We start from the raw sequence: 12,503 nt of genomic DNA on the forward strand, positions 1-12,503 counted from the left end.
CTTTACTTAGCATTCTTCTTTTTGCGTTGTACGAGCTCTAGTTGTTCTAGAGAGACGTTTGTGGTAAACATCCCGTAATCTACGGTGGCTTTGCCTTTTTCTATACTATCTATCACCCCTACAGCCTTACCATCAAACATACGCACGCGATCTCCTTCTCTTAAAATCACCTTTGGTTTTACAACCTCTGGTGCTGTTTTCTTAGCCTCTTTCTTTTTCTCACGTATGACTTTTACGTGCTTTTCGGCTTCTTTTTTTGTGGCGATTGCTTTCGCTTTTTCTGCTTTGGCTTGCTTTGCACTTTGTTTTTTACGCTTACTATTTTCTATCTGTACGATTTTCATAAACTCAGCTACGAGTTCGCGTTTTTTCTTATCGTGATAGAATTTCTTGCTTATGCCATCTAGCTTTGTACCTAAGTAAATCAAGCGCTGGTTGCTGTCATACAGTTCTTGGTAAGCCTCTAGCTTACTTTGTACTTTCTCGTTTATTTCGGCGAGTTGGGCTTTTTCTTTTGCGGCTTGTTGTTCTTTTGCTTTAAGCGAACTAGTAGTTTTTGAGAGTTTGCTGCGCTCCTTTTGAAGGTTTGCGATACTCTTGTCAAAACGTATTTTGCCACGCTCTACCTTTTTCTTAGAACGGTTTATAAGCGAGTAGGGGATGCCATTTTTTTGTGCCACCTCAAAGGTAAAAGAGCTTCCCGCTTCTCCCATATGTAGCTTAAATAGTGGCTCAAGCGTGCGTGCGTCAAAGAGCATATTTGCATTTACAATCTCTGGCGTCTCGTTTGCCATCATCTTGAGATTTGCATAGTGCGTCGTGATAATACCAAAAGCCTCACGCTCGTGAAAAACCTCAAGAAACGTCTCTGCCAGCGCACCACCCAGCTCAGGATCTGACCCTGTACCAAACTCATCTATAAGAATAAGCGTGTTTTTATCACACTTCTTAAGGAAGTAGTTCATATTCTTAAGGCGGTAGCTGTAGGTACTTAAGTGATTTTCTATACTCTGGTTATCACCTATATCTGTAAGAATCTTATTAAACAGGCACATTCTAGAATACTCGTGTACCGGTATAAGCATACCACTTTGTAGCATTACTTGCAGCAGCCCTACGGTTTTTAAAGTGATACTCTTACCGCCGGCATTAGGTCCAGAAATCACAATAATGCGACTCCCTTGATCTAGATGTATGTCTTGCGGATACGTCTTCTCATTTTTTGCATTGTTATTAAGAAGAAGTAGCGGGTGATAGGCATCTTTTATGGTAAGTTCCCTATCTGTGGTAATTTTAGGAAGTAGGCCATTCAGCTTTTCGGCATACTTCATTTTTGCGGCAATTACATCTATGTCACTCAGGAGCTCTTGATACTCCTCAAATAGCGGAATGAAAGGACGCATCGCATTAGTAAGTTCTTTAAGAATACGTTTTACCTCCTCATCTTCCTCAAAAATAAGATTGTTGAGTTCGCGCTGCGCCTGTAGCGTCGCTTCTGGTTGTATATAGGTGATGCTCCCCGTCTTTGAGCTACCCATAATAGAACCTTTTACCTTACGTCTATGCATCGCAGTTACAGCAAGTACACGCACATTATCTACTATAGTCTCGCGTATGTCATCTAGATAACCATAACCAGCATACTGCCCTAGTGCGCTAGAAAAGCTTGAGTTTATACGACCTTTAGTTTGGTTAATCGCTCGGCGTAAAGTGCCTAGGGTAGGTGTTGCATCATCGCGCACGTCACCATACTTATCTATTATTCTTGTGACAGCGTCTATAATCGCTGTGGTATACTCCGTTTCCCTTACAGTATTATAAAGCGTAGGGTAGAGTTCTTCAAACTTTTTAAAAAACTTGAGGTGAATATTTACCGTTTCAGAGATGCTAGATAGTTTTTTAAAACTCCCTTTCTCAAGGGTACTATCTTCTATGGCTAGGTATTTTAACTCGTGGTCAAGACCATCAAAGCCGTGATTAGGTATTGCACTATCTGCCGTTCTAGAAGACAGATACTCATTAGTCTGATGAAGGCCAAAAAGCGCTTGCTTAGGTGTAGGGTAGGGCTCTATGATGAGCGCTTTTGCTTTACCTTTTTCTGTCGTACAACGCTCAGAAACCTGCTCACAAACAATATCAAATTCTAAGTCTTGAAGTGTCTTTTTATTGATTTTTATCATAGGGATCTCGCTTTCGCGAAAGCGTAATAGAACCACAACGGCTCTGTAATTATTTCTTTTTTCTCTAGCTTTGAGTTGTCTAATAGCAATGACAAACTCTTATACAAAAATACGGATTATGCACGTAAATATAGAAGACAGCTGGAAGCAAGAACTCACTGCCGAATTTGAGAAGCCTTATTTTAAATCGCTTACTACATTTGTAAAGGAGGAGTATGCTACACACACGTGCTATCCGCCGTCTGGGGAGATCTTTTCTGCCTTTGATCATTGCCCTTTTGATAAGGTAAAAGTCGTGATTATAGGTCAAGATCCTTACCACGGTGCTGGACAGGCTAACGGACTTTGCTTTTCTGTGCAAGATGGCGTAGCTCATCCTCCATCACTTAAAAATATCTTTAAGGAGCTAGAGACAGATATGGGACTACCTACACCAGTATCTGGTAATCTGGACAGATGGGCAGCACAAGGAGTTTTACTTCTCAATGCAACGCTTACAGTAAGAGCAGGCGAGGCAGGATCTCATCAAAAGCAAGGCTGGGAGCAGTTTACAGATGTGGTGATAGATACGCTTTCGCGAAAGCGTGAAAACATCATTTTCTTACTCTGGGGAGGATTTGCCAAAAAGAAAGGTAGAAAGATAGATGCGTCAAAACATTTTATCCTACTCTCTGGGCATCCATCACCACTAAGCGCAAACCGTGGGTACTGGTTTGGTAACAAGCATTTTAGTGAGGTAAATGAGATTTTATTGAGTAAAGGAGAAGCACCAATAAACTGGTAAAACAGGACATAAAAAAAACGACGCCGAAAATTTGAATTAGCTTTCAGCGCCGTTCTTAACTTAATATATAATTAGCTTACTCTTCTTCCTCGGTTTCTACTTCTGACCCTTTGTTGCAAGAAAACTGTAGCAGTAAAAAATTTACAGCGACTAGAATTCCTATAACAATAAAAAACGTCGTCATCTAGGGTATTGAAGGTTGGTTGTTGTGCTATAGATGCATAGAAATAGGAATGGTTGCGTATAAAATCAAAAAAATTATAAATTAATCTTAAATTTATTTATATCTATCTGATTATCAATCATTTTTAAATCAAATATTTTTGACTGCACACGTGTTAATTCTTCGTCTGTAATCTGTTTTTGAGACCAAGTGGTCATAGAGAGCCATTGCTGTATGTCTTCTAGTTGTTGCTCGTATCTATTTGCTAGGGTACGGTCTATAGATGGTATTTTCTTAAAATCTGCTGTAACGGTATTAATTACATCTAGCACAATCTCTATTGATGCCTTATGTTCCTCTATAAACGACTCTCTACCTGCAATTACAAAACAACTCCAAGGTGTAGGAAAGTCACCTAGACGTCTAAAGACTCCATTATCTACAATGGGTTTTGTGGTAAAATGTTCCCACATAAAATAGTCTGCAGTACCTTCAGTGAGTGCTTCTATAGCCCCGTCTAAGGTGTTAATCACATTAAACTTAAGAGCACTAGTATCCCAGCCGCGCTGTTCTGCTTGTACGTGTGCCATAACGTGAGAGCCAGACCCATAACGGCTTATGGCACAGGTCGCGTTCTCAAGTTCTTCTATAGATGTAAATTCACTTTTTGCACCTACGTGTACTCCCCATTGTAAAGGAGATGATACGTAGACCTGCAATATTTTTGAAGGATTGCCATTTGCTATGTCTTTTATTATTCCTCCCGTGAGGATAACAGCAAGATCAATCTCTTTGTTGCGCAGTGCCTTATTCATTGCTCCAGTTCCTTCTGGAAACATTATCCACTCTAGATCTATGCCGTGATGAGCAAACATTCCATCCTCTATAGCAAGATGCCAAGGGAGGTTAAAGTGTTCTGGTACTCCGCCTATGCGTATTTTAATCATATATTAGGTATGCTTATTCTTTAAGTAGTCAAAAATAGCATATTGTGACCTAATAGCCGTTTTATTTTCATTCTGCTGTCTCACATATGTATTTGAAGCCACAGCATCTTGTATGCGGGCTTTAACCGTATCTTCAAGTTGTAGGGTTAATATATCTAGTAATTCCTTTTTACAGTCAGGCTGTGTGATAGGTACAAGTACTTCTATACGTCTATCTAAGTTACGCGTCATAAGGTCTGCACTTCCCATATACACTTGCTCCTCACCACCGTGATAAAAATAATAGATGCGACCGTGCTCTAAGTATCTATCTAGTATAGAAGTCATATAGATATTGTCACTAAGCCCTTTTATACCAGGTACAAGAGAGCTAAAACCTCGTACCAGTATACGTATTTTTACTCCGGCCTGACTAGCTTTATACAGCAACTTAATCATTTCTTTATCCTCGAGGCTGTTGATTTTTATTTTAATTTCTGCCTTTTGTCCTGCTTGAGCATATTCTATCTCATCATATATAAGTTTTTCAAAAGTGCGACGCGTGGTAAACGGACTTACTAGTAAGTGTTTGTTGCGCGGTACAATGAGGTCTCCCTGTAGTACTTTAAATACCCTATCGAGTTCTTTACTTAACTTCTTATTTGCAGAGAAGAAGCCGTGATCTGCATATACTTTTGAGGTTTTTGCATTAAAGTTACCAGTGCCTATGTAGACGTATCTTCTATTTTTACCTTCTTCTTTGCGCTTTACGAGTAAAATTTTAGAATGTACTTTTATTCTAGGGTAACTGTAAATAACTACAGCGCCTTTTTCTTCAAATTTTCTTCCCCATTTTATATTGTTCTCTTCGTCAAAGCGTGCTTTGGCTTCTATAAAAATAAATACCTTCTTACCGTTATCTAGAGCTTTAAGTAGGGCAGAGGTAAGTGGTGACTCATCTGCAACACGGTAAAGGGATATTTTAATTTCGGTAACTGTGGGGTCTATAGAGGCTTGTTCTATAAAGCGCTCAACATAGTTAAAAGACATAAAAGGAAAATGCACCAGATGATCGCGCTCTTTTAATGCTGTAAAATAATTGTCTGTATGGGCTAGCGTGCTGTGTGGTATGGAGGGTTGTTCTTGATAATGAAGTTTTGGGTTATCTGTAGGATCGGGAAAACTAAAAAAATCATTAAAGTTATGATAACGACCTCCTGGCATCATATCTACCTTACCTACATTGAGTAATTTTCTTAAGCGTTTTGCATCTTCCTTGTCCATAGACGCGTCATAGAGTAGCCGCGTAGGTTGTCCTTGGTGTCTTCGTTTTAAAGATTCATAAATACGCTCTGCAAGTATACCATCTACCTCATCATCCAGATATAACTCTGCATCTCTTGATATTTTTACCTCGTAAATTCCTCTAATAGTTTCGGCAGGAAAAATATCTTGCATTTTATGATGAATGATATCATCTATAAATGTGAGATAATGCGCTCCATTTTCTTCATATAGCTCTAGAAAACGATTTATTTTATCTGAGGGAATATTTACAAACCCTACCTTTTGAGTATCCTTAAATAGCACATAAAAATAAAGCGCTTGATCCTGCAAGAAGATATCACCTTGTTTTACATTTACTACAGTTACTTCTAGAAGAGGTTTTAATTTTTCTTCATAGTAAGCATCAATAATAGCATCGTGCTTTTCTGTATATAATTTTGAGGTAAGAAGATGTATGCCATTTGCCTTAAGCTCTGGTATAATATGTAGTCTAAAGACCTTGCCAAAACGCTCCTGCTGAGTATGTACAGTTTTCTTTATCTCCTTAACAATCTTATTAGGCCTTAGTGAGAGTTCTTTACGTATTTTCTTCTTAACTCTTTTAAGTTGACGCAGCTGTGACACGCGCACACGAAAAAACTCATCAAGATTAGTAGAGTATATGGCAAGAAACTTTATACGCTCATAAAGCGGATTATTTTCTACATCTTCTGCCTCTTGTAATACGCGCTCATTAAAAGCTAGCCAGTTTATATCGCGATGCTTAAAATTAGTCTCGTCTAGTTTAATCATAGGGAGTTTTTCTCAAATGTACAAAAGCGTACTCCCTACAGTTTTAATTATCTGTTAAATGATAAACGGAACCATTACCTCTTTGTTTTATGAGTTTTAAAGCCTTTCTAAAACTTCTTGTATAAGTCTTTCTGTTTGCTCTGTAGGTGTTGTGCTAAAGGTTTTGTTTACTCTATTTGCGAGGATACAGTTTAAAGAAATTGCTCTATGTCCTAATAATTTTGCGAGCCCATAAATTCCAGAGGTTTCCATTTCTAGATTTGTAACGCGCAGGTTGAGTCCGCTTTCGCGAAAGCTAAAAGAACCCAATTTATCATTCATCGCTAAGTCACTCGTCTTAAGTCTAAGCATTCTACCTTGAGGCGCATAAAAACCTATGTTTGTAGCAGTAAAACCTTGGTAAAAATCTGGCTCATTAAATTTTGCTGCTAGCGTTTCATCACAAGACACTATGTAAGGAGCACTCTTTTCTTGAGCCCAGTTCATATGTTTCATAAAAGCCTCTTGCATCTCAGGATGTTGTATGTGCTTACTATCATAAAAATGTAAAAGCGCATCAAGTCCCATAGCGTAGCGACTTATTAAAAACGAGTCTACAGGGATGTCTTTTTGTATAGCCCCACTGGTCCCAATGCGTATAATATCAAGTGTAGTGTGCGTATCTTTTACAGCTCTAGTCTCTAGATCTATATTTACAAGCGCATCTAGTTCATTAAGGACAATGTCAATATTATCTGTACCTATACCAGTTGATATGACGGTAATCTCTTTTCCTTTATAAGTTCCTGTGCTTGTTTTAAACTCACGTTTTTGTGTTGTAAATCGTACACTATCAAAGTATTTTGTAACCGTATCTACACGATCTGGATCACCTACGGTGATAATTGTTGTAGCAATATCTTGCGGTTTAATATTAAGATGATAGATACTCCCGTCTGGGTTAAGTATAAGTTCTGAAGAGGCTATGGCCATATTATAGTTTTGTAAGCTGGTGGTTATTTTCATCATAGGTGTAATCATACTTTGATACACCACCTAGGTTGCAAGAATAAGCGATTTTTTGAAATACATTTTTACCGGTGTCTAGAATGCTACTAGACTCTTCTGTGAGTGTAAGTACATCATTCTGGACTGTAAAAAAAGGTCGCATTCTTTCAATCATTTTAAATAGTTGTATATCTCCATACCCATAGTAACCTTGGTAATTGAGCATATAACCACATAGTTGTTTTTCTGATTTAATTTCATACTTGCGTATGAGTCTAAGCATATTTGTTTCCAGTGTGTTAAGTCCACTCTGCACGTGCGGAAATCGCTCTTTGTGTGCACTTATACAGTTAGATAAATAGGTGAAGCTAGTATCTTTTGCACGCTGTGGCTTAAGCTTTAAGTGGTCATTGCCACAATATAGCCTCCATAAATCATCTGCAAGAAAGATATCGTGGTTTGTAAGCGTAGTCTTGTCTTTATAATGAGCCAGTAGTTGCTGGTCAGATAGTTGCGAGAGGCCTTTAAGCTCTTTTTCGCCAGTTACACGACCGCTACACACAAGTGAGACAATACCCTTGTAATTTATAGCACGTAAAAAACTTATACAGGCAAGCATATTAATGTGACAAAAGAGATCATATTCAAACCATAAGACGACTTCTTCATATAAATGGGCGTCTGCAATAATAGCTAGCTGACTCCCAAATTTATCATCATAAGATCCAGCGTGCTCCGGGTAATTTGATTTAAAAAAAGATATACGTGCCGCTCTAAACTCTTCACTGGCTAGGTTTGCCACTGTCTTACCTTCACATAGCATCTCTCGCCATACCGCATAATCTCCTTTTACTTGCATTGCAAGTAATCTATCATTAAGGCTATCGCCGTTTGTAACGTGTAAGAGTTGTGACATAGGGATGGTGTATTTACTTGGGGTTAAGATACGTTTATCCGCCTACACGTTTAGTTTTAAAACCTTTATCTTTTAAAAAAGACATAATGCGATCTCTATAATCACCTTGTATAATGATACTTTCATTTTTAAAACTACCACCTACACCTAGTAAAACTTTAATCTCTTTTGCAAGAATTTTAAAGTCTGAAGTAGCGCCGGTATACCCCTCTATAATCGTGATAGGTTTTCCTTTACGTTTCTCGTATTTACAAATGAGAGGATCATCTTGTATCCAGAGTGTATCTTCTATGTCAAGATTTTCTGTAGCATCTTTTTCCGGAGTGTGATCCGGAAAAAGATTCTTTAATTGATCACTTAAGTCCATACTTATTCTTTAATCAACCCTATTTCTACAAGACGCTGGTGTAAAAAGTCACCCGCTGTAATATCTTCAAAAGCCTTTGGGTGGTTTTCATCTACACACTCGTCAAGACAGTTAAGTTTCATATCTGATCTAGGGTGCATAAAGAAAGGAATACTGTAGCGAGCCGTTCCCCATTGCTCTTTTGGAGGGTTTACCACACGGTGTATAGTAGAACGTAATTTATTATTAGTATGACGCTCTAGCATATCACCTACATTTATAACAAGCTCATCTTCATTAGGTATAGCATCTATCCACTCGCCATCTTTACGTAGTACTTGTAATCCTCCGGCAGAGGCTCCCATAAGTAAGGTTATGAGGTTTATATCACCGTGAGCACCTGCACGTACGGCACCTTTAGGCTCTTCGGTAATAGGAGGGTAGTGTATAGGTCTTAAGATGCTGTTTCCGTTTCTAGCCCAGTGGTCAAAATAAAACTCATCAAGACCTACATAAAGTGCTAGTGCACGTAATACATAGATTCCTGTTTTTTCTAGCATACGGTATGCTTCCATACCTTTTTCATTAAACGCTGGAACCTCGTTTACAATCACATTTTCTGGATACTCTTCAATAAGATTTGCATCTTCATCTGCCTCTTGTCCAAAATGCCAAAACTCCTTTAAGTCACCTTCTTTCTTTCCTTTTGCGTGTTCTTTACCAAAAGAAATATAACCGCGCTGGCCACCGCCACCTTCTATTTCATATTTCTTTTTTGTAGCCTCTGGAAGTGCAAAAAAATCCTTTACATTCTTATATAAATCATCTACAAGCTCATCATCTAGAAAATGGTTCTTAAGGGATACAAATCCTATTTCTTCATATGCCTTACCTATTTCTTGAACAAACTTATCCTTAGTTGCAGGATCATCGCTCAAAAAATCTGCAAGGTTTACACTTGGTATATTATTCATCTTGTAATCTTTACTGTTGTGTGACGAAGGTAAGCATTTTTAGGGGCTTAACAGCGTTTTTCACATTTTGGAGCCTCAAATTGTTAGTAACTTTTTGTACGCTTTCGCGAAAGCGTATTGCAACACATTAACAATTGCTTTATGTTAATTTCATTAGTAATTGATTCTCAAAATGATACTTTCATACTAAATCGAAGTTAAACCGATTAGTAATCTATGGTTTGCCGCCAGTATCTTTCTATCTTGAGGTTATGGAAAAGATATTAGTAGCAGGTGCCCACGGTACCACAGGAAAAAAAATAGTAAACCTTTTAAATGAATCACAATACTTCACACCTATAGCAATGGTGCGTAAGGAGGAGCAAAAATCTTTCTTTGCATCTAAGGGTATAGCAACCGTAATGGGAGATCTTGAAGAAGATGTAACTCCAGTATTTAACCAGCCTTATGATAAAGTACTTTTTGCAGCCGGATCTGGTGGTAAAAAAGTAGTTGCTGTAGACCAAGAAGGAGCAAAGAAGATGATTGATGCTTCAAAACAAAATAACATCAAGAAATTTGTAATGCTAAGCTCTATGGGAGCCGATAATCCAGAAGAGGCAGAAGACTTGCAGGATTACTTAAAAGCAAAACATAATGCAGATGTGTACCTTAAAGAAAGCGGTCTTAACTATGCAATAGTGCGCCCAGGAAGCTTAACAAATGATGAGCTCACAAATAAAATTGAGCTACAAGAAAAGCTAGGAAAGCACGGAGAGATAAGTCGTAATGATGTAGCTCAAACGCTGGTACGCTCTCTTAATGATGATGTAGCAAACAGAGAAACTTTTGAAATTATAAAAGGAGATACGCTCATAGCAGACGCCTTAAATAAAGTAGCAGTAGAGGAGGCATAATAACCCCTTTTTAAACTATTTACAAATTTTATGAGAAGCTAGTAGCTCGTATGTATTACATATGAGTTACTAGTTTTTTTTTGAATAGAGGTGCTTATTAGTCAGTATATAACATCAAGATTTTACTGCAGGTAATCGTTAGGCAATAATGATTACATTTGGTTATATCAAACACAACCTAATGGCTACGCATACAAAAACCACACTCTCATTTAATTATAATCGAGGTACTCTTGATGACAAAGTACTCTTGCAATTGTACAGAGCGATGCTCAAACCTCGTATGATAGAGGAGAAAATGCTCATCTTGCTTAGACAAGGAAAAATCTCAAAATGGTTTTCTGGTATAGGTCAAGAAGCCATTTCTGTAGGAGTTACATCTGCAATGCGCGATGACGAGTATATCTTGCCTATGCACCGTAACCTAGGAGTGTTTACCACGAGAGAGATACCGTTGTATAGATTATTTACACAATGGCAGGGTAAAATGAGTGGTTTTACAAAAGGAAGAGATCGTAGTTTTCATTTTGGTACTCAAGAATACAATATTGTGGGAATGATATCACATCTGGGACCGCAACTTGGTGTGGCAGATGGGATCGCTCTTGCTCATAAATTAAGAGAAGAAAAAGCCGTAACGGCCGTTTTTACAGGAGAGGGTGGTACGAGTGAAGGAGATTTTCACGAGGCGCTCAATGTAGCGTCTGTATGGCAGCTGCCAGTACTTTTTTGCATAGAGAATAACGGCTACGGACTCTCAACACCTACTAGCGAGCAGTATAATTGTGAGCATCTTGCTCACAGAGCGCAGGGCTACGGGATGGAGTCACATATTATAGATGGTAATAACATACTTGAAGTCTACACACAAATCTCAAAAATAACAGAGGATATACGTAATAACCCGCGACCAGTACTTATAGAGTTTAAAACCTTTAGAATGCGGGGTCACGAGGAAGCTAGTGGTACAAAATACGTACCTCAGGAGCTTATGGATATGTGGGCAAAGAAGGATCCGCTTTCAAATTATGAGGCCTATCTGGAGCAAGAAGGTATACTTTCGGCTACGGTAAAAGAACGCTATGCCGTTGAGATTAAGAATGAAATAAATGAACACCTAGAAAAGTCGTATCAAGAGGAGCAAATCACTCCAGATCTCAACACAGAGATGGAAGATGTGTATGCACCTTTCCGCTTTCGCGAAAGCGTACCCAGTAACACTACAGAAGAGCTAAGACTAATAGATGCTATCTCTCAAGGCTTGCGTCAGTCTATGGAGAAGTATGATGACCTTGTGATAATGGGGCAAGATGTGGCAGAGTATGGTGGTGTTTTTAAAATAACCGAAGGCTTTGTAGCGCAGTTTGGTAAAGAACGTGTGCGCAATACACCTATTTGTGAGAGCGCCATTGTTGAGACTGCAATGGGTCTTGCTATAAATGGAAAAAAAGCAATGATGGAAATGCAGTTTTCTGATTTTGCAACCTCGGGTTTTAATCCTATTGTAAACTACCTGGCTAAGTCACATTACAGATGGTCACAACCGGCAGATGTGGTGGTACGTATGCCTTGTGGTGCAGGCGTGGCTGCTGGACCTTTTCACTCTCAAACTAATGAAGCCTGGTTTACACATACACCAGGTCTTAAGGTGGTTTTTCCTGCTTTTCCGGCAGATGCAAAGGGATTACTTGCAACGGCTATAGAAGATCCAAATCCCGTGCTGTTCTTTGAGCATAAAAAGCTATACAGAAGTATAAGACAAGAAGTGCCTACAGATTATTACACAATCCCGTTAGGTAAGGCTGCACTAGTACGAGAAGGGTCACAACTTACCATCGTCACCTACGGAGCAGGGGTACACTGGGCGCTTGACTTATTAAATAAAAGGACAGAGCTATCTGTAGATCTTATAGACTTGAGAACACTACAACCACTAGATAAGGAGAGCATCATCGCATCTGTTTGTAAAACGGGAAAGGCATTATTACTTACAGAAGATTCTGGCTTTGGGTCTATTATGTCAGATATTTCGGCCCTTATAATGGAATCTTGTTTTGAGAAGCTAGACGCACCGGTAAAACGTGTGACAAGCTTAGATACTCCTATTCCTTTTGATGCAAATCTAGAGCAGCAATACTTACCTTTAGAGCGTCTAGAAAGTGAGCTTCAAGAGCTCATAGACTATTAAGAATTTACACTAGATTATTATTTAAAAAGGGCTTCATATATGAAGCCCTTTTTTATGGGGTTGA

10 protein-coding genes are annotated in these 12,503 nt (G+C 38.7%); 3 read left to right on the top strand and 7 right to left on the bottom strand.

What is annotated here, in order from left to right:
- Nucleotides 1–2: 2 nt before the first annotated feature.
- Nucleotides 3–2,180, bottom strand: a complete 2,178-nt coding sequence (locus tag ACJJVM_RS14410; protein ID WP_405212096.1) for an endonuclease MutS2 — start codon at nucleotides 2,178–2,180, stop codon at nucleotides 3–5.
- Between the two features lie 118 nt (nucleotides 2,181–2,298).
- Between ACJJVM_RS14410 and ACJJVM_RS14415 the strand changes: the two genes are divergently transcribed.
- Nucleotides 2,299–2,964 (top strand): uracil-DNA glycosylase, encoded by a 666-nt coding sequence (locus ACJJVM_RS14415; protein ID WP_405212098.1) that lies wholly within the window; start codon nucleotides 2,299–2,301, stop codon nucleotides 2,962–2,964.
- Between the two features lie 258 nt (nucleotides 2,965–3,222).
- Here the strand turns inward: ACJJVM_RS14415 and ACJJVM_RS14420 are convergent, their stop codons facing one another.
- The 6 genes from ACJJVM_RS14420 to ACJJVM_RS14445 all read right to left on the bottom strand — a co-directional run bounded on the left by ACJJVM_RS14420 (nucleotide 3,223) and on the right by ACJJVM_RS14445 (nucleotide 9,355).
- The gene (locus ACJJVM_RS14420) at nucleotides 3,223–4,074 is read right to left on the bottom strand and encodes a substrate-binding domain-containing protein (RefSeq protein ID WP_298348728.1); all 852 of its coding nucleotides are present in this window, start codon (nucleotides 4,072–4,074) and stop codon (nucleotides 3,223–3,225) included.
- A 3-nt stretch (nucleotides 4,075–4,077) separates the two neighbouring features.
- Nucleotides 4,078–6,132, bottom strand: coding sequence for a polyphosphate kinase 1 (ppk1, locus tag ACJJVM_RS14425; RefSeq protein WP_405212099.1), 2,055 nt, complete (start codon nucleotides 6,130–6,132; stop codon nucleotides 4,078–4,080).
- Nucleotides 6,133–6,228: 96 nt separating this feature from the next.
- Nucleotides 6,229–7,104 (bottom strand): nucleoside phosphorylase, encoded by an 876-nt coding sequence (locus ACJJVM_RS14430; protein WP_405212218.1) that lies wholly within the window; start codon nucleotides 7,102–7,104, stop codon nucleotides 6,229–6,231.
- A 1-nt stretch (nucleotide 7,105) separates the two neighbouring features.
- Nucleotides 7,106–8,035, bottom strand: coding sequence for a DUF1835 domain-containing protein (locus tag ACJJVM_RS14435; RefSeq protein ID WP_405212100.1), 930 nt, complete (start codon nucleotides 8,033–8,035; stop codon nucleotides 7,106–7,108).
- Nucleotides 8,036–8,069: 34 nt separating this feature from the next.
- A complete protein-coding gene (locus tag ACJJVM_RS14440) occupies nucleotides 8,070–8,402 on the bottom strand; it encodes a translation initiation factor (RefSeq protein ID WP_035324927.1) in 333 nt (110 codons plus the stop codon).
- A gap of 2 nt (nucleotides 8,403–8,404) precedes the next feature.
- Entirely contained in the window at nucleotides 8,405–9,355 is a 951-nt protein-coding gene (locus tag ACJJVM_RS14445; protein WP_298348736.1) for an isopenicillin N synthase family oxygenase, read from the bottom strand.
- A gap of 251 nt (nucleotides 9,356–9,606) precedes the next feature.
- Here ACJJVM_RS14445 and ACJJVM_RS14450 point away from each other — a divergent pair, with 251 nt between their 5' ends.
- Together ACJJVM_RS14450 and ACJJVM_RS14455 are read left to right on the top strand one after the other, a co-directional pair.
- Entirely contained in the window at nucleotides 9,607–10,251 is a 645-nt protein-coding gene (locus ACJJVM_RS14450; protein ID WP_299148852.1) for an SDR family oxidoreductase, read from the top strand.
- A 181-nt stretch (nucleotides 10,252–10,432) separates the two neighbouring features.
- Nucleotides 10,433–12,439: a thiamine pyrophosphate-dependent enzyme gene (locus ACJJVM_RS14455; RefSeq protein WP_405212101.1), complete on the top strand. Its 2,007-nt coding sequence runs from the start codon at nucleotides 10,433–10,435 to the stop codon at nucleotides 12,437–12,439.
- Nucleotides 12,440–12,503 lie beyond the last annotated feature (64 nt).

The organism is Dokdonia sp. Asnod2-E02, from assembly GCF_045063915.1.
Lineage (GTDB): Bacteria > Bacteroidota > Bacteroidia > Flavobacteriales > Flavobacteriaceae > Dokdonia.

What these genes read in the sequence shown, in the direction of transcription:
- ACJJVM_RS14415 (WP_405212098.1), top strand. Translation starts at nt 2,299, where the DNA reads ATGCACGTAAATATAGAAGACAGCTGGAAGCAAGAACTCACTGCCGAA.
- ACJJVM_RS14410 (WP_405212096.1), bottom strand. Translation starts at nt 2,180, where the DNA reads ATGATAAAAATCAATAAAAAGACACTTCAAGACTTAGAATTTGATATT.
- ACJJVM_RS14455 (WP_405212101.1), top strand. Translation starts at nt 10,433, where the DNA reads ATGGCTACGCATACAAAAACCACACTCTCATTTAATTATAATCGAGGT.
- ACJJVM_RS14440 (WP_035324927.1), bottom strand. Translation starts at nt 8,402, where the DNA reads ATGGACTTAAGTGATCAATTAAAGAATCTTTTTCCGGATCACACTCCG.
- ACJJVM_RS14450 (WP_299148852.1), top strand. Translation starts at nt 9,607, where the DNA reads ATGGAAAAGATATTAGTAGCAGGTGCCCACGGTACCACAGGAAAAAAA.
- ACJJVM_RS14430 (WP_405212218.1), bottom strand. Translation starts at nt 7,104, where the DNA reads ATGGCCATAGCCTCTTCAGAACTTATACTTAACCCAGACGGGAGTATC.
- ppk1 (WP_405212099.1), bottom strand. Translation starts at nt 6,132, where the DNA reads ATGATTAAACTAGACGAGACTAATTTTAAGCATCGCGATATAAACTGG.
- ACJJVM_RS14435 (WP_405212100.1), bottom strand. Translation starts at nt 8,035, where the DNA reads ATGTCACAACTCTTACACGTTACAAACGGCGATAGCCTTAATGATAGA.
- ACJJVM_RS14445 (WP_298348736.1), bottom strand. Translation starts at nt 9,355, where the DNA reads ATGAATAATATACCAAGTGTAAACCTTGCAGATTTTTTGAGCGATGAT.
- ACJJVM_RS14420 (WP_298348728.1), bottom strand. Translation starts at nt 4,074, where the DNA reads ATGATTAAAATACGCATAGGCGGAGTACCAGAACACTTTAACCTCCCT.